The sequence below is a fragment of the Christiangramia oceanisediminis genome (assembly GCF_022570735.2).
Classification (GTDB): Bacteria; Bacteroidota; Bacteroidia; order Flavobacteriales; family Flavobacteriaceae; genus Christiangramia; species Christiangramia oceanisediminis.
In genome coordinates this window covers 829,514-845,954 of sequence record NZ_JANCNS010000002.1, presented here as the reverse complement: position 1 = coordinate 845,954, position 16,441 = coordinate 829,514, and the positions used below count along the sequence as shown (strand labels likewise).

Here is a 16,441-nt window from a genome sequence, read left to right as displayed (position 1 = left end):
AAAAATTTTAAGTCTGGTTTGCAAAAGCCATTCAATTTCTTCGTTAAGATTGAATGCCTAACGTAACCTATGTTACGGTTCAGGTGCACTATAAATCTTAGTTTTGCCGGAGTGAGTTTAAACGCCCCCATATCCATTTTCCTTAGCCTGATGTTCATGGCTAAACTATTCCTGGTAGATGCCAGCTTTATGCAGGTGCTTAGCGGGGGTGAGATCAGGATCGAGAAAGCATATTGCAAGAAAAAGACCTCCATTTCAGAAAATAATAGGGCAGCTGCCTTTGTTGCTGAAACCAATACGAATAATTTTAGCCTGGAACTTTTGAGTTCCTGCACTCCACAGTTCAATTTTTTCATCGCAGGCTGGGATTTCGGATATTCCGAACCTATCAGGGCTACAGATGATCTTCATACTTCCAGGCTTAGTTATCTATACCTCGAGAAGCATTCTCCTCCTCCAAAAATTGGCTGATCTGCTTTCAGTCATAGCCTGAATCTTACTCTTCAGGTTTATCCTAATTCAATTTAAAATACGTTCAGAAATGACGAATAATATTCAGATTAATCGTCGTTCCATTCAGCTATTGCGTGTGCTGCTAAGCGGCATCTTCCTGGTGGCGGGAAGCAATCACCTGCTTAATACCACGCAAACAGTAAGAAGACTGGAACAGGCCAGTTTCAAAGGCATCGCCTATTTTTTTGGTGAACCTGAAACGCTGGTCCTGCTTTCCGGGATCCTTATGCTCATAGCCGGCTTCCTTTTCCTTATTGGATATAAGACCCGATGGGCGGCGATCGTACTGGGACTCATATTGGTCCCTATCACACTAACGGTCCAGGTAGGACAGATCAATACCCTGGGCCCGCTTTTCAAAAATATAGCAATCCTCGGTGGCCTGTTGTTCTTTATGATCAATGACACCGAAAAATCATTTAAAATCAAATAATATGAAAACGATACTCAAAATAAGTTCAATACTAATACTTGCAATTTTCAGTATGTTGCCTGCACAGGCACAACAGCATCATGCTGAAGAACATAATTATGTGGTGCTCACCAAAAAAGTACCGCAACTGGAACCTATCCTCATAACTGCTGAAAATCTCAAAACTGAAGACGGCGATCACTTTGGCGATTTCCAGGTGATCATCTGCGGAAAAAATATAGCTGATATCACCGATCCCGGAAAAATGGAAAAATTCATTGCCAAAGCTGAAAAGCTGGGCGTACAGCTGGTTGCCTGCGGATTTTCCCTAAATAAATTTGGAGTGGACAGAAAGGAAGTTCCCGAAAGTATAAAAACAGTAGAAAACGGGATCCTGTACAACTTCCAGTTGCAGAAAAAAGGATATAAAAGTTTAAGCCTGTAATTATGGAGTTAATAAAGAGAAATTTAGTTCCCGGTTTCGGATTCCTGGCACTGCTGATACTTTCAGTTGCCTGTAAATCTGAAAAGCGGGATTCAACAGCCGGGAATACCGGCAAGGATCCGCTAAGCATCAGCATCCTGCAAACTGCCGATATACATGGGCAACTGGATACACATCCCGAATTATTCTGGGAAGACGGCGAGATCACTTTCAGGGATCGCGGCGGACTGGCAAATATTAAAAGCCTTTTTGATAGTGAACGAAAAAGGAATCCCGGGAGAACGCTTATCGTGGACGGGGGAGACCTTATCCAGGGTAGCGGGTATATGGCCCTTTCAAAGGCAAAACAAATGCCGGAGATCATCAGGAACATGGGTTATGACGTGATCATTCCGGGTAACTGGGAGGTTGTATATGGGAAGGACGTAATGCTGGATGTGATGAATTCGTACGATACCCAGGTGATCGCGCAGAACATGTTTCATGAAAAAGACAGAGAAGCATTGTTTCCGCCATACTGGATCAAGGAGATAGAAGGAGTGAAAATAGGCTTTGTTGGGCTCAATGATCCTGATGTGCCGGTTAGACAAAATCCGGTTTTTAGTGAAGGCATCGAATTTACGGGGATCAACGATGAATTTCTTCAAAGTCTGGAAATGCTTAAAAAAGAAAAGGAGGTAGATGTACTTTTCCTGGTTACCCATATTGGGATCTTTAAACAGGTTGAACTGGCCAATAATCCCGATCTGAAAGAGGTAGATTATATCCTGGGTAACGATACCCATGAAAGAGTTAGGGAACCAATCCAGGGAAAATTTGCGAAGGTTACCGAGCCCGGTGCTTTTGGTTCTTTTGTTGGAAAACTGAAGCTTGATTTTGTGGATGGCGAACTGGTAAATGACGATTATGAGCTTATCGAAGTAGACCCTGAAAAATATCCAGCAGATGAACAGATACAGGCACTGGTGGATAGCGTGAAAGCTCCTTACCGGGATCACCTGGAAACGGTGATCGGGTACACCAAAGAACCACTTTATCGATACCTAACCGTAGAAAACCCCATGGACAATATGATCACCGATGCGGCCCGTTGGAAAACCGGGGTAGATATCGCCATTTCCAATGGTTTTCGCTTTGGGAATCCCATAGTTCCTGAAAATGGAGAGCCGGCACCCATTACCCGCGCGAATCTCTGGAACCTTTTACCGGTAAATGAAAAGATAAAGACCGGGAAAGCTAGCGGTAAACAGATCAAAGACTGGCTGGAAAACGAGATGGAAAATGTTTTTTCGCAGGATCCAACCAACAGGTTTGGCGGCTGGCTGGTTCGATTTTCCGGAATGAAGGTCAGCTTCGACAGTCAGAAGCAAAAAGGGGAACGTATCGAACAGATCACGGTAAACGGAAAGCCTATACAGGATGATGAATATTATAGCATTTCGGCCTGTGTTAGACCCGGAGACCCAATAGATACGCTTTGCCGATTGCCTGATGTTGAGGATGTGCAAATAAAGGATTACACCATTCACCAGGCAGTAGAGGAGTACCTTAAGGTACATTCTCCTGTTTCTCCAGGTTTGGAAGGCCGGGCCTATTGCGAATACCTTGGCGAGTACTCCTTCTCAACGGTACCGGGTACCAATTATGAATTTCAGTAAGCCTTGAATTTTTAGGTTTATCAGAACTGGCTACATCCTGGGTGTAGCCAGTTCTTTTTTTATTCACGATGAACGAATGTTAAATATGGATCAAAACCTATGTAAAGTGCTGTTTTGTAGATATTTATTTAAAGCATTAAAACTTTTTTACTAATTTAATGCTGGCATTTTAACAACCCGTCCGGAAATCATTCTTTTTTTTACCAGTTTAAGTCGTTTCCCCAAAGGCTTAAAAGGAACTTACCCCAAAGGCTAGAATATACTTACTATTGGATATAAAGCGCAGAAGCAAATCGGGTTTATATCAGGTTTGTACTGTCGAAAATGGAGATTAATTAGTTGAGATGCCGAAGATGATCTGGATAGTTTCGGGTTGTCTTCGGCTAATTAAGCTGATTCACAATAAATGTTGTAGTAATTAACCAGTCTAATAATGAAACTTCAGAAGAAATTATTAATCAGCATACTGCTGTGTTTGTTGAGTTTCCCCGCCTTAGGCCAGGAAGAGATGGAAATGCATAATGAGGAAGAACTTGAGGAACATCATCGCCATAAACATGTGATTTCCCTGGGGATAGGTCATGCGCATATCAATACAGGGGTTGAAAATGGTGTAAAGCAGTGGCTGGTATTGCCATCCTGGATGCTGGATTATAATTTCTGGTTTACAGAACGCTGGGCAATTGGATTGCATTCCGATATGATCATCGAAACCTTTGAGGTAGAAGATGAGCATAGTTCCGGTTCCGTAATTGAAAGGGAAAATCCCATAGCCCTGGTAGGTGCCCTTTCTTTTCAGCCAATCGAGTGGCTAAGCCTGGTTGCCGGTGGAGGTGTGGAATATGAAGCCAATGAAAGTTTTGGACTGGTTAGGCTGGGAGTGGAGCCTCACTGGGAGATCCACGAAAAATGGGAAATATTCGTCAATATAGGCCACGATATCAAGTTCGACGCCTATAACACTTGGAACATCTCCCTTGGGATAGGTCGGGGATTTTAAAAATCTCTGAAGCAAGCAGCATAGTATAATTTGTATGAAACAGTCGTACCTATTTTTGATCCTGATTTTGATTTACGCCCCCGTTTTTAGCCAGGGCGAGGAGATTGTTGAAGAAAAACAGAAGAAAGTCAAAATAGCGGGTGTTCCCTATCTTAATTATAGCCGTACCGTTGGCTTTTCTTATGGCCTGCTTGGCGCAGCCTTCTATAAACTGAATGCGAACGACAGCATTTCTCCTTCGTCGTCAACCACAATAGCGGGAATTTATTCAACTTCTGAAAGTTATATTGGCATGGGGATACAGCAATTCTATTTTGCTGAAGACCGTTGGCGAACCAAATTAGCAGGGGGAATTGGAAACGGTAACCTGCAGGTTTACCAGAGCTTTTATTCCGGCGGAAGCTTTATAGATTACAGTACGAAGGTAAAATTTATAATGGGGGAGGTAGCCCGGCGGGTCGCACCAGATCTGTATGTGGGGCTTTCGGGAGGTATGGTGAATGCCCGTACCGAGTTCGATCTAGATCTTCCGCTTACCGATAGAAGGCCAACAATTGACATTCCTATAAATTATGTGGGCACCTTTATTCAAAGTGATTCCCGTAACAATGTGAACTATCCTAATATTGGTCATAACATCCAGGCCAGCTTCAAGAATTCGGGAGAATGGCTGGGCAACGAAACCAATTTCAATCAGCTGGAACTTTCGTATGACCTTTACAAACCGCTGATGTCTGGCAAGGATATCTTCCTGGCGAGGTATTATTCCATCAGCTCTTTCGGCGATGTTCCCTTTGTAGGGCAGAATACGGTGGGCGGCGATAATATCAGGGGATATTCTGAAGGTCGCTATCGGGATGACCAGCTCTATTCCATTCAGGCTGAATATAGATATAATTTTGAATCGAAATTCGGAATGGTATTCTTTGGTGGATTTGCAACCGTAGTACCCGAGATCTCTGAAATCTTCGAACACGACCTGTTGCCCGGGATTGGAACCGGTATTCGATATCTCCTTCTTCCGAAGGAAAAAATCAATATAGGCCTCGATGTAGCCGCAGGGAAAGGAGACTGGAGCCTGAGTTTCAGAATTTCAGATGCCTTTGCAAGATAAGCACGTACACGCCTAATTAAAGTAGCTATGAGAAGAAAAAGCCCGTATCATTCAACAATCCAAAAACCTGTTTTCACGCTGGGTTTGATCTTGTGTGTGCTTATGATTCTTATAGGTAGCCCTGCGAATTCCCAGGTAACTAAATTAGATAAAAGCGAAAGGGACAGCCTGGCAGCTATTCCATACCCCTATGTACTTCCCATATTTGGAGGGAAGATCAGGGAAAAAGGAATAGATTTCCCGCATCCCCTTGGGATCATGGTTAATTATATCTACCAGGAATCGAAATTCGACCTGGAGAATCCTGCTATTGGGCTGGGCGATTTAGACCTGGTGGGCATAGATTTCGTGGATTTTAAGACCGTTCAGAATCAAACTAATATCATCAATGTAAGAGCCGATGCCTGGGTATTTCCATTTCTCAACCTCTATGGTATTTATGCGAGATCGGAGTCAAGGAGCGATATTCAAATTGGTGTTCCTCTGAATATCGAGGTGGAAGGGAACCCATCTGGTGAAACCTGGGGTTTTGGGGGCGTGGTCGCCTACGGAATCGGAAATTATTTTGCAGCGGCTAATTTGAATTATTCCTGGACCGATGTGAGTTCCCTTTCAGATCCCGTGCAGGGAATAGTTAGCTCGCTACGGATAGGCCGAAATATTGAACTGGGAAGACGAAACCGAAGTTTTATACCCACCATCGGGATCCAGCATCAACGAATTACCCAGGATTCGGGCGGGGAATTACCAATTTCCACCATCTTTTCGAAGTTCGACCAGGATAACCTGGACGACCTGAAAGCCCAGATTGCCGATGAGGCTATGAACTGGTATGATGACCTGAGTATTCCACAGAAACTGGTGGTAGACCGGCTGGTGACTGCCCTGGATAACTGGCTGGCAGGCCGGGATTTGGGAAGTACCCCATTGCGATACAGGTTTGATAAGGTTCCGGTTGGGGAATGGTCTTTCCAGGTAGGGTTTCAGTATAACCATAATAAGCACTGGTGGTACAGGCTGGAAACCGGTTTTGGTCCCGGTCGATTTCAGCTGATGACATCCATAAACTACCGATTCGGGATATGAAATTTGACCTTGTTAAATATGTTTGTTTCTTCCTGCTGATATTCTTCAGCATAGATGCTTATACCCAGGAAAAAGGCATCAAGGGATATTTTCAAAAAAGGGCGGCAAAGAAGGAAGCTGCCATAGAAGAAGGCAGGCCTTTTTTGAGCGTTCTGGCCGGGCCTGGTTACACCCCTGAAAACGGTTTGCTACTGGGAGCGGGGATTTTGTATACTTTCAAAACCAACCCCGAAGATACGCTCATTCAACGATCTTCCATTCCAATAAATACTTTCTTCAGTACCAAGGGGAACTATGGCTTTAATGCCAAACTGGCTTCTTTCTGGTTTCAGGATAAGATCAGGTTCAATTTTGTTGGAAAATTCTCGAGTGCGAACGATAATTATTTCGGGGTGGGATTTTCAGAGATCAACAGGATATCACTGGGAGATAGCACCACGGCTTATGAAAGAAAGCGATACCAGATCGCTCCTACCTTCCTGTTAAGGGTGATGCCGAATATATATGCAGGTGTAGGCGTAGACCTGAATAGAACCAGGGTCACCGAGCTAAACCCTTATATGGAACAGAATGACTATTACAACCGGTTTGGACCTGAAAATTTTAATTCCGGGCTCAAGCTTAACCTGAATTACGATAGTCGCGATATTACCGTAAATGCCTGGAAAGGCTGGTTCGTGAATTTCAACGCGACCTTTTATGGAGATTACCTGGGCAGTGACAACGATTATAACATTTATGAACTGGACATCAGGACTTATCACCAGATCGCCAGGGAAGGGAATACCATTGCCGTTAAGTTATATGGGAGAGTAGGTACTGGTGATATTCCCTATGAAGAATTGACCAAAATTGGAGGCACCAATGCCCTGCGGGGTTATATAGATGGGCAGTATCGCGATCGCAGCGGGGTTTACCTAATCTCGGAATGGAGGCATATGTTCCTAAAATCCAACCAGGAACTGAGTAAACACGGAATTGCAGCCTGGCTGGGTTCCGGAAGCATTGCAAATGACCTCGATTCCATCAACGAGTGGATCCCGAATCTCGGGGTGGGTTACCGCTTCGAAGTGCAACCCAGGATGAACCTTAGGATCGATTTTGGAATTGGTCGCGAATCATCGGGCCTGTACTTTAATTTTACCGAAGCATTTTAGTTTTAATGGCTGGCTAACAATTAGATACAAAAAAATAATTAGTTTTATAAGAACAACTAAAAATCAAAGTGTTATGAAAAAATTTACCTCAAAAAGAAAAATAACCCCTCTTTTTATTTTGATTTTTCTCTTGCCTTTTATGGTGGTGGGCCAGGAGGAAGAACAGTTAAGTGCCGATGAACTAGCCCAGAAATTACAGAATCCTGTGGCCAGTTTGATCAGTGTTCCGTTCCAGGGAAATTTCGATTTCGGGGTGGGGCCATCTGATGGTCGTAGGTTTACCATGAATTTTCAACCGGTGGTTCCAATTAGTATCAGTGAAGACTGGAACCTGATTGGAAGACTCATTCTTCCAATCATTCATCAAAATGACGTCTCTGGAAATAGCGGCAGGCAAACCGGGCTTGGCGATGCCGTGGTTAGTTCATTCTTTTCTCCCAAAGAACCATCTTCAGGAGGGCTGATCTGGGGAGTTGGTCCGGTATTTTTACTGCCAACAGCTACCGATAACCTTGGACTTGAAAAATTTGGAATTGGACCAACCGGGGTTGCTCTTAAACAGATTGGCGATATAACCATAGGTGCGCTGGCCAACCATATCTGGTCTGTAACCGGAGATGATGACAGGCCTGATGTCAATGCCACTTTTGTTCAGCCTTTTATCGCGAAGAATTTTACAGGTGGTTATGCGATTACATTGAATACTGAACTTACCCAGAACTGGGATTTTGATGCTACTTCGGGAACAGTGAATCTAACTGGTTCCAAGGTAATAAGCCTTGGGAGCCAGTTGGCCCAGGTAGCCGTAGGACCAAGGATTCCATACGGGAATGCGAATACATCAGAATGGGGCTTCAGAGCCGCATTCGTTCTCTTGTTTCCAAAATAAGCTGCCTATGAGATTACTAGTATGCTCTGTTTGTATGTTCTTTTTTCAGATCAACCTGGTTGCACAAAAGGATTCTCTTGTCTTTACCAATAACAACATCATGGTTGGTGAAGTAAAGGCCTTGGATAAGGGTGTTATTACCATTGAAACCGACTATAGCGACAGTGATTTCAAGATCGAATGGGATAAGGTTAAGGAACTCTATTCTCAAAGCACGTACCTAATTAATCTCACAGATGGCAGAAGGCTCAACGGTACGATAAGTTCTGTAGATTATCCAGACTGGGAGATCTACAGGATAACTGGGGATACGGTTGTGGTTCAAAGAGACGAGATCGTGTATTTTAAATCCTATGAAAAGGACTTCTGGAGCAGGGTGAGTGCCTCGATTGATGCCGATTATAGTTTTACAAAAGCCAATAATTTTAACCAGATAGGAGGAAGGGCAAATATTGGATATACCGCTCCAAAATGGTGGTTAAAGGCAAGCTATAGCATTTTGCGTTCCAACCAGGATAATGTGGACCCGGTTAAACGCCAGGACGGGGATCTGTCCTACCGGGCTTTCCTAAAAAAAGACTGGTATTTTAGTTCGGTGATCTCATTCCTGTCCAATACGGAGCAGCTGCTGAATTTGCGTGCTAACCTTAAAGCTGGTATGGGTAAATATATCATTCATACCAATGTTTCGTACCTGGCGGTTGAAGGAGGAATTTCAGGAGTGAACGAAAATTTTGAAAATCGGGTTTCTAACCTGAACTCCCTGGAGGCCTATGCCGGGTCTGAATTGAACTTATATGATATCGGCGACTGGAGCCTGCTTACCAGGCTCATCGTCTACCCCAGTTTAACCGAGAGCGGAAGGTGGAGAATAGATTACGTACTGGATACCAAATATGATCTTCCCCTTGATTTTTATGTCAAGGCGGGCTTAACGCTAAACTACGATAACCAGGCGGTAGAAGGAGCGGCAGATGTGGATTATGTGGTACAAACCGGGATAGGCTGGGAATTCAATTAATCACCAAAGAAATAAACTCAAAACAATAGTATGAAAATGTATATCGATTGGTTCAGGAGCCAGAGAATCCTGGTAATTATCTCCTGTATCTTTGCTATCCTTATATTATTTCAGTCCTTCAGTTCTAATAACAGAGCCAAAAATAATTTAAAGATAGGCGATCTATTAACTGCCAGAACTTCGGAAGAGATCCTTGCCCTTGAGAAAGATTGGGCTGCTGCTTTGGTCGCAAATGACCTGAGTAAGGTTGAAGATTTGATGCATAAAGATTTCCGCTTGATCCGGGTCTATGGAGACACACCGCCCATTACACGGGAAATGTATCTTGGAATGAAAGGAATGAGTGCAACCTCTGCTGAAGTCACCTCGCTAAGGATTTCTGAAGAATTAGGTCCAATAGCGGTTGCAAGAGTAAGCTGGACCCTGGACTGGCAACAGGAAGGGGCAGGTAAGTTACCACCACATTTTGATATGATTGACACCTGGATAAAAGCTGATAATGGTAAATGGCAAATCCTTTCAAGGATCAGCCAGGTTGCAGATAAAGCTCACCAGCCCAGACAGGATTAAGAATATATCTAGAAATGATATCATCAACCTGAACCAGGTTGAGCATGTCAATGAATGAATTATTTTAGTATGAAAAGTGTGGAAACCTTTTAGTGCAGGTTGAACTAAAAGGAAACTTAAAGGTCTGGATCTTTTAATAGTCTGCAGAAGATCCTGTGTGCTCTCTAATTATACTGTACCCTCGATTTTAGCTGTCCAGGCTGATTTCTGAATTTATCTATGGAAATCCTGAATTCGGTACCCGTATTATCGTCACTATTCACCTCGATATGTCCGCCATGTGCTTTTGTGACCGCTTTTACCAGACACAGGCCCATTCCCCAGCTTCTGAAACCTCTGTTTTCAGCCGATTTTTCGGAATGCAGGTAATTAAAAATTTGTTTCTGTTTGTCCTCGGGAATCGCTTTCCCGGTATTATGCACGCAAATACATACTTGTTCCTGCTGGTCAAAGACGCTAATATTTACAGGTTTGCATTTATCACCGTATTTTACGGCGTTGGTAACCAGGTTTTCAAGGACCCGGCGAATGGCAACCCCGTCAAATACACCTCGAACTTCAGAACTATCGCAATTGAGCTTTATTTCGTTTTGAAAGATCGTTGCTGTTTCTTTTACTACCCATTCTATATCCTGAAGTATATCCTTCTCCTGGAAATTAAGGGTGATGCCTTCACCAGCTTCCAGGCTAATCGCGTCAAGGAGACCTTCGATAAGTCTCATGGAGTAGTCCAGGCTGTTAACAGCCATTTTCTTTACCCGTGAAATATGTTGAGGTCCTGCATGTACATCCAAAAGATCCAGCGCCAGGTAAGCTGCAGATATAGGATTCCTGATGTCGTGAACCAGGGTTCCAACCATTTTCTCCTTCATTTCATTAATTGAATTGTTGAAAGAACTCGCCGAGTGAAGCATGGCTGTTTCTATAGTGCGTTTTAAGATGATACCTGTCTCTACACTATATACATTTTTCTCCATGAGCAGATCTGTAAGAACCCTATGAAAGATCATATATTCCTTTAATATTCCCGCTATGGTATAATTTGCGGTAGAAGCCCGGTGTCTACCATGTTCCAGGCTATTTTCAACTATTTCTTTGAAAGGTGCATTCGATTTGATATCCTCTACCTTATCGAAACTGTCCAGGATTCCTGAAATATCCTTAAGCACTTGTGGTAATTGGTTTCTTAAGGCCAGGCTGGGGGTTTCCTTAGAGGCTTCTATCTCTAATTTCACCTGTTTTTCCCAGGACTCAATGATGCCCAGACTATTTTCTCTTATATAGGTTGCCGCTCTTTTCATTAAACTTATTTGGTGGTAATGAATTGTAAACTTCAAATATATAATCAACAAGAGTTAAAATGACCATCTGCATACTTGCTGGGTCAATCATAACCGATTTTGTTAGAATTTGTTCCTATTGAGTCAGGTTCCAGGTTTAAAATTGAGGATATTACTGATGTTTATCACAGCTTGTATAATAATATGAGGTCATCAAAATATTCTGGTAATATGAAAACCTGCCTTGAAAGGCTGGAGAAAAGGTTTGATCTAACCAGGGAAGAGTTACGGCGTGTTCGATCTATTCGCAATTGCGAGTTCATTAGTATTTCTATTGCGTCAAGCGGAGGATTTGAAGCTGCTTCAGGCGAATTTCAATTAAATGATAACCCGGGTAATTACAGGGTGAAAATTACCTTCAGCAAGGATGATGATAGTATCCAGGAATTTATATTGCTAAAAGGTAACACCTAAAAGATCAACAGGATTGTTTTTTCAGGCTAATGACGGGATATTAGTTCTTAATATTATTATAAAAGTTCAATTTTGTTAGGATCCATTTCAATAGTTTCATGATTTTTAAAAAAGGAGACTTATTTTCGGTATCGAGGTATTAGGTTAAGTCTAAATGGGACGAATAGAGGTCATAAAGTTTTAGTTTATGGCCTCTATTTTTTTTAATCCTGAATTTAATTTCTTGGGGCTATATAACCGCGAATTATAGTATTCGCAGTGTTTTTTAAAGATCTAACAATAATGAACCAATTTCTAACAAAATAGAGTTTAAAAAATGTAATAACTTAAAGCTTTGCCTTCCATTTATTTATTTTGAACGAAAATAGCATTTGGAAATAAGTTTAGGGACTGTAAATCCTGAAGAATACATTCGTGAGCACGCCAGGTACCTGGATGCTGAAGTCGTTTCGAGATACAATCAATACTGGTTGAACCTGCCTCCTGAAATTGGAGAAGGAATCTATAAAGGGATCGCGTTTAATGACGGGTTCAATCTTTTCCAGTATAAGATGATCCATCATACCGATATGGAGATCTTCTTCGAACAGCGGGATGAGCCCCGTAATATTCTCATATTTAATCTTAAAGAGAAAGCTGAGCTAAAAATTAACGGAGACCAGGAAAAGGTTATGCTGGATAAGTACCAGAATTTCGTTATCTCAATCCCTGAAGGCACCCCTTACTCTCTAAAATTTTCAAAGAACAGGCCTTACTTTCTCAATATCCTGGATATATCCGGATTGCAGATAAATTTTGATAAAAAAAATATCCATGCCTGGGAGAAGATCATGAACAGGCTGTTCCAGAATTTTGATAGCAGTAAGTTATATATCCACAAGGGTAATTACAATCTCGCGTCATTAGAATTGTTCGAGCATATCGAAAATTTTAAAAAAAACGACATGCTGGAATATCTCTTTCTGGATGCCAAGGCTCACGAGATACTGGTGAGGCAATTATCCCTATATGAATCTGAAATCATGGATCCAGAAGCCGGCATAGTTGGTTCAGCTGAAGATGCCGAGATTATCGCAAGTGCCACGAGAATAATAAAGAACCGCCTTGGAGAAATAAAGACGGTTACAGACCTTGCCCGCAGCTGTGCGACCAATAATAATAAGTTACAGGAAGGCTTCAGGCGCTATCTGGGGCAAACTGTAAATCGATACCTCATTTCAGCCAGGATGGAGCGAGGGAGGGATCTTTTGATTGAAACCAATTATACAATTTCTGAAATAGTGGACAGAATAGGACTTCGCAGCAAAAGCTATTTTTCTAAAATGTTCCGTGAAAAATATGGTTTTAGCCCTTCTGAATTCCGCCGAAGGCTGAAAAGAAATTCAGAAGTATTGCCTGGCACCGATGGACATTTAACTAAACATTAGGCGTTGTTCGTATTAAAGTTAATTTCCTGCGATATGCGTTGATTAATCCGTATGTTAAGCAATGATTCCAGAATGGAAGGTATTGCAGGTTCAACGGCTAAAAATTTGGGTCTTAACCTGTTTTATCTTATACTAAAGAAAGTCACGATGCCTGTTGACCGGTAATTGTTCTTTTCAGAACTTATTTGCTGAAATATGAATTACAAGCCGGTTTAATCTTAATTACAGGAATAAACCAACTAAAGGGAGCATGAGATGTTAACCTATAATATTAATTCAATTCCTATAGACCAGGTAATGGAAGAATTAGCCGGTCAATTCAATACGCAAATCAGTACGAATTGCGGGGAGTGCACCATTAATATACCCAGTGAACTCGGGCAGGGATATATAAAGGGGGTAGTATTTGATAAAGGTATTGGTTTTATAAATTACTGCTGTGAATTCAGGGAAGAGGTACAGATCAATTTTCTCAGAAATAAGATTCATCCCTTAAAGTTTTTATACGTGCTGGAAGGAGAACTAAGTCATTATTTCGAGGAAACCGAAAATGTACAGGTACTGGAACAATTTCAATATTGTTTGCTTTCAGGAAAATCAACCATAGCTCATTCCATACGTTTTCATAAGGACTCTCCTTTAGCGTTTAACAGCCTGGAGATCAATAGGAAAAGTTTTTTTGAATCCATGTCCTGTTCCATTCAGAAAATGAAACCTTCGGTTAGAGAATTACTCATGGACCTGGAATCGAAAAATGCTTTTTATCACAAAGGTTATTATTACCTGGAAATGGCCGATCTTTTTCAGCAACTTCAGGATGTTACAGTAGATAAAGGTTTCAGAAAGATTTTCCTTGAAGCTGTCGTACATAAAATGCTGCTTACTCAATTAGAGGATTTCACTTCAGAAGTAAATGGAGATACCGAAAAGGAAATTTTAAAAAAACACGAGGTACGATCTCTGGAGGAAGCCCACGATATCATTCATAATGAAATAGGGGAGTTGCCCAATATAAAGGAGATCGCCTACCGTGTAGGTTTGAACTCCAATAAACTTCAATTTGGATTTCGAAGGATGCATGGTAAATCCATCAACGCCTATGTTAAGGAAAAAAGGCTGGAAATATCAAAGAAACTATTGCTGGAGACCAGTTACACTATTTCCCAGGTAAGTGATAAGATAGGAATTGCCAGCAAAAGCTATTTTTCCAAATTGTTCCGACAAAAATATGGGCTTAGCCCGTATGAATTCAGAAAGAAATATCAAAAGGATACGGTATAGATTAAATTACACACCGTCTCAGCTTAGACCAACAAAAAAGCCCCGCACGAATGTGCAGGGCTTTGTTTTGGCGGGGGTGGCAGGATTACCTCCCTACGATCGGTGATCCTGAGTTTGGCTTTATTACTCATCAAAATCCAAACAGGCTTCGCCCATTGTTTTTTTGTTTGTTTTCAATCCGAAGTATACTTCGATTTCCTCCAAACAAAAAATCCAACCACGTTGTGTGATTGGATTTTTATGGTCGGGGTGGCAGGATTCGAACCTGCGGCCTCCTGCTCCCAAAGCAGGCGCGATAACCGGGCTACGCTACACCCCGAAATTGCTTTCGCAATTCATTCAATATTTTTTATTTAAGATTCAAGATCACTTGAACCTTCTTTCCCGGTCTTTGCGGCCTTCCCGCCTTGGCGGGACGATATAACCGGGCGGAGTTTATCCTGTTCCCGCGTATGCGGGAGAAGGGCTACACCCCGAAATTGCTTTCGCAATTTATTCGATCTTATTTTTAGCCTTTTCCGTTCCAAATCACTTTAAAAAAAGCAGCCGGGAAGCGGAGGAAATCTATTCCTGTCTTTTCAAAAGAAAAGGAGAATAAATAAACCGCAGACTAAAAATCTTTGCGGAGAGACCGGGATTCGAACCCGGGCATCCAAGAAGGATGACAGCTTAGCAGGCTGCTGCATTACCACTCTGCCACCTCTCCGTTTTTTATATGAACGTCGCAACTATTTTTGCGGTTGCAAATGTAACTTTTACTTCCAAACCATCCAAGTCTTTTACACCTTTTTTCGGGAATTTTTATTCGGCTCTTTTTGCTTTAGCCTTTAAATTACTTGTCATCAAGAAACTAAAGAAAAATTATTTTTATAAAGTTTTTTCTGAAGCGATCAATCTGTGAACGTTCTCCAGCGCTTTCTGATGATTCCTTACAAATGGATTAGATTTGTCCCATACATACCCGGCCAGTACGGCACAGATTTGTTCCTTTATATGAGGGCTGGGATTAGGATGAAAAAAGATGTCCTGTAATTTACCAGAATACCATTCCTTTACATAGGTCGAAAATACCTCTACGCCCTTTCGAATATAAGCTACGTATTCGGTTTCCCAATCCACCTTTTCGTCTTTTAATTCCCTGTAAGCCAGTTTGGCGGCCAGCAGTCCCGATTCGGTTGCAAAAGCCACGCCTGAAGAAAACACGGGATCCAGGAACTCGGCAGAATTTCCTGTGAGGGCAAAGCCTTTACCGCAGATCATTTTTACATTTTTTGAAATGTTCTGTAACTGTAAAGGTTCGAATCTGAAATCATAGTCATCGAAGCGTCCTTTGTAATATTCAGTTTTTGCCAGCATGGCTCTAAATCTTTTAGCTTGAGTACCCGGGAATTGATCGAACCAGGAATTTGGCCCCACGAAGCCCAGGCTGGAATCGCCATTGGAAAACGGGATATACCAGAACCAGGTTTGGGTATTGATCACTTCAAAAGTAATTTGTTCTCCTTCCTTGCCTCGAGGACGTTCAGTTTCCTGTATATGAGTAAAAATGGAAGAATGCTCGTAGATCCTGGGAGGTGCCTCTAGATCCAATTTATTGGCCAGGACCCTGCCATTGCCACTGGAGTCGATCAGGAAGCGGGCGGTTAGTATCTTACTATTTCCCGAGTCATCCCTGGTTTCAATTTCCCAAAGATCATTTTGACGATTAACCGAGAGAACCTCGGTTCCAAACCTGATATCGGCTCCCCTGGAGCTCACCTCGTTGGTTAATACCTTGTCAAAATCGGCACGGGGAACCTGCCAGGTCCAGTCCCAGCCTGATCCGTGCTTTTTGCTGAAATCGAATTCAGCCATTTCGTTTCCCTTTAAGAACCGGGCTCCGAATTTTTTCTGAAAACCTGCTTTTTTCAATGCGTTCAAAAGGCCTGCTTCCTCGAAATTGTCCATGCATCGGGGAATAAGACTTTCGCCAATTGCGAAACGCGGAAAATGCTGTTTTTCCAGGACGATGAACGCCGCCCCCTGTTTTTGAAGGTAACCGGCAGCAACCATTCCGGATGGGCCAGCACCTATGATAATGATATCGGTATGCTTACTTTTCATGGGTTTGAAAC

At 42.2% G+C, this 16,441-nt stretch carries 16 protein-coding genes and 2 tRNA genes; 14 read left to right on the top strand and 4 right to left on the bottom strand.

Annotated features, from left to right (window positions below; translation table 11 throughout):
* The first annotated feature begins 111 nt into the window (after nucleotides 1-111).
* From MKO06_RS11295 to MKO06_RS11245, 11 genes are all read left to right on the top strand, one after another.
* Nucleotides 112-471: a hypothetical protein gene (locus MKO06_RS11295; protein ID WP_241551278.1), complete on the top strand. Its 360-nt coding sequence runs from the start codon at nucleotides 112-114 to the stop codon at nucleotides 469-471.
* A 70-nt stretch (nucleotides 472-541) separates the two neighbouring features.
* Nucleotides 542-946 (top strand): DoxX family protein, encoded by a 405-nt coding sequence (locus MKO06_RS11290; protein ID WP_241551277.1) that lies wholly within the window; start codon nucleotides 542-544, stop codon nucleotides 944-946.
* 1 nt (nucleotide 947) lies between these two features.
* A complete protein-coding gene (locus tag MKO06_RS11285; RefSeq protein WP_241551276.1) occupies nucleotides 948-1,370 on the top strand; it encodes a DsrE family protein in 423 nt (140 codons plus the stop codon).
* A gap of 2 nt (nucleotides 1,371-1,372) precedes the next feature.
* Nucleotides 1,373-3,028 carry a bifunctional metallophosphatase/5'-nucleotidase gene (locus MKO06_RS11280; protein WP_241551275.1) on the top strand — a complete coding sequence of 552 codons (1,656 nt, stop codon included), beginning with the start codon at nucleotides 1,373-1,375 and terminating at the stop codon, nucleotides 3,026-3,028.
* 433 nt (nucleotides 3,029-3,461) lie between these two features.
* Nucleotides 3,462-4,028: a hypothetical protein gene (locus tag MKO06_RS11275; RefSeq protein WP_241551274.1), complete on the top strand. Its 567-nt coding sequence runs from the start codon at nucleotides 3,462-3,464 to the stop codon at nucleotides 4,026-4,028.
* Between the two features lie 34 nt (nucleotides 4,029-4,062).
* Nucleotides 4,063-5,142 (top strand): BamA/TamA family outer membrane protein, encoded by a 1,080-nt coding sequence (locus MKO06_RS11270; protein ID WP_241551273.1) that lies wholly within the window; start codon nucleotides 4,063-4,065, stop codon nucleotides 5,140-5,142.
* 27 nt (nucleotides 5,143-5,169) lie between these two features.
* Nucleotides 5,170-6,228, top strand: coding sequence for a hypothetical protein (locus MKO06_RS11265; protein WP_241551272.1), 1,059 nt, complete (start codon nucleotides 5,170-5,172; stop codon nucleotides 6,226-6,228).
* On the top strand, nucleotides 6,225-7,385 hold the full coding sequence (locus MKO06_RS11260; protein ID WP_241551271.1) for a BamA/TamA family outer membrane protein: 1,161 nt from the start codon (nucleotides 6,225-6,227) through the stop codon (nucleotides 7,383-7,385). Before MKO06_RS11265 ends, MKO06_RS11260 begins: the two co-directional genes overlap by 4 nt.
* A 73-nt stretch (nucleotides 7,386-7,458) precedes the next feature.
* Complete coding sequence (locus tag MKO06_RS11255) at nucleotides 7,459-8,274, top strand: hypothetical protein (RefSeq protein ID WP_241551270.1); 816 nt, start codon at nucleotides 7,459-7,461, stop codon at nucleotides 8,272-8,274.
* Nucleotides 8,275-8,281: 7 nt separating this feature from the next.
* Nucleotides 8,282-9,295, top strand: coding sequence for a DUF481 domain-containing protein (locus MKO06_RS11250; protein ID WP_241551269.1), 1,014 nt, complete (start codon nucleotides 8,282-8,284; stop codon nucleotides 9,293-9,295).
* A 30-nt stretch (nucleotides 9,296-9,325) separates the two neighbouring features.
* On the top strand, nucleotides 9,326-9,865 hold the full coding sequence (locus MKO06_RS11245; RefSeq protein ID WP_241551268.1) for a nuclear transport factor 2 family protein: 540 nt from the start codon (nucleotides 9,326-9,328) through the stop codon (nucleotides 9,863-9,865).
* 164 nt (nucleotides 9,866-10,029) lie between these two features.
* Here MKO06_RS11245 and MKO06_RS11240 read toward each other — a convergent pair whose 3' ends face one another.
* On the bottom strand, nucleotides 10,030-11,166 hold the full coding sequence (locus MKO06_RS11240; RefSeq protein WP_241551267.1) for a sensor histidine kinase: 1,137 nt from the start codon (nucleotides 11,164-11,166) through the stop codon (nucleotides 10,030-10,032).
* A gap of 210 nt (nucleotides 11,167-11,376) precedes the next feature.
* Between MKO06_RS11240 and MKO06_RS11235 the strand changes: the two genes are divergently transcribed.
* The 3 genes from MKO06_RS11235 to MKO06_RS11225 all read left to right on the top strand — a co-directional run bounded on the left by MKO06_RS11235 (nucleotide 11,377) and on the right by MKO06_RS11225 (nucleotide 14,327).
* Complete coding sequence (locus MKO06_RS11235; RefSeq protein WP_241551266.1) at nucleotides 11,377-11,619, top strand: hypothetical protein; 243 nt, start codon at nucleotides 11,377-11,379, stop codon at nucleotides 11,617-11,619.
* Nucleotides 11,620-11,990: 371 nt separating this feature from the next.
* Nucleotides 11,991-13,046 carry a helix-turn-helix domain-containing protein gene (locus MKO06_RS11230; protein WP_241551265.1) on the top strand — a complete coding sequence of 352 codons (1,056 nt, stop codon included), beginning with the start codon at nucleotides 11,991-11,993 and terminating at the stop codon, nucleotides 13,044-13,046.
* Between the two features lie 255 nt (nucleotides 13,047-13,301).
* Nucleotides 13,302-14,327, top strand: coding sequence for a helix-turn-helix domain-containing protein (locus tag MKO06_RS11225; RefSeq protein ID WP_241551264.1), 1,026 nt, complete (start codon nucleotides 13,302-13,304; stop codon nucleotides 14,325-14,327).
* Between the two features lie 241 nt (nucleotides 14,328-14,568).
* On the opposite strand, the gene MKO06_RS11220 is transcribed toward MKO06_RS11225, so the two are convergent.
* The 3 genes from MKO06_RS11220 to MKO06_RS11210 all read right to left on the bottom strand — a co-directional run bounded on the left by MKO06_RS11220 (nucleotide 14,569) and on the right by MKO06_RS11210 (nucleotide 16,430).
* Nucleotides 14,569-14,646 (bottom strand) — tRNA-Pro (locus MKO06_RS11220).
* A 304-nt stretch (nucleotides 14,647-14,950) separates the two neighbouring features.
* Nucleotides 14,951-15,033: transfer RNA gene (locus tag MKO06_RS11215), tRNA-Ser, on the bottom strand.
* A 161-nt stretch (nucleotides 15,034-15,194) separates the two neighbouring features.
* The gene (locus MKO06_RS11210) at nucleotides 15,195-16,430 is read right to left on the bottom strand and encodes an NAD(P)/FAD-dependent oxidoreductase (protein WP_241551263.1); all 1,236 of its coding nucleotides are present in this window, start codon (nucleotides 16,428-16,430) and stop codon (nucleotides 15,195-15,197) included.
* Nucleotides 16,431-16,441: the final 11 nt, after the last annotated feature.

Coding starts and splice junctions, on each gene's coding strand:
- MKO06_RS11290 (WP_241551277.1), top strand. CDS start 542: ATGACGAATAATATTCAGATTAATCGTCGTTCCATTCAGCTATTGCGT.
- MKO06_RS11285 (WP_241551276.1), top strand. CDS start 948: ATGAAAACGATACTCAAAATAAGTTCAATACTAATACTTGCAATTTTC.
- MKO06_RS11280 (WP_241551275.1), top strand. CDS start 1,373: ATGGAGTTAATAAAGAGAAATTTAGTTCCCGGTTTCGGATTCCTGGCA.
- MKO06_RS11275 (WP_241551274.1), top strand. CDS start 3,462: ATGAAACTTCAGAAGAAATTATTAATCAGCATACTGCTGTGTTTGTTG.
- MKO06_RS11270 (WP_241551273.1), top strand. CDS start 4,063: ATGAAACAGTCGTACCTATTTTTGATCCTGATTTTGATTTACGCCCCC.
- MKO06_RS11265 (WP_241551272.1), top strand. CDS start 5,170: ATGAGAAGAAAAAGCCCGTATCATTCAACAATCCAAAAACCTGTTTTC.
- MKO06_RS11260 (WP_241551271.1), top strand. CDS start 6,225: ATGAAATTTGACCTTGTTAAATATGTTTGTTTCTTCCTGCTGATATTC.
- MKO06_RS11255 (WP_241551270.1), top strand. CDS start 7,459: ATGAAAAAATTTACCTCAAAAAGAAAAATAACCCCTCTTTTTATTTTG.
- MKO06_RS11250 (WP_241551269.1), top strand. CDS start 8,282: ATGAGATTACTAGTATGCTCTGTTTGTATGTTCTTTTTTCAGATCAAC.
- MKO06_RS11245 (WP_241551268.1), top strand. CDS start 9,326: ATGAAAATGTATATCGATTGGTTCAGGAGCCAGAGAATCCTGGTAATT.
- MKO06_RS11240 (WP_241551267.1), bottom strand. CDS start 11,166: ATGAAAAGAGCGGCAACCTATATAAGAGAAAATAGTCTGGGCATCATT.
- MKO06_RS11235 (WP_241551266.1), top strand. CDS start 11,377: ATGAAAACCTGCCTTGAAAGGCTGGAGAAAAGGTTTGATCTAACCAGG.
- MKO06_RS11225 (WP_241551264.1), top strand. CDS start 13,302: ATGTTAACCTATAATATTAATTCAATTCCTATAGACCAGGTAATGGAA.
- MKO06_RS11210 (WP_241551263.1), bottom strand. CDS start 16,430: ATGAAAAGTAAGCATACCGATATCATTATCATAGGTGCTGGCCCATCC.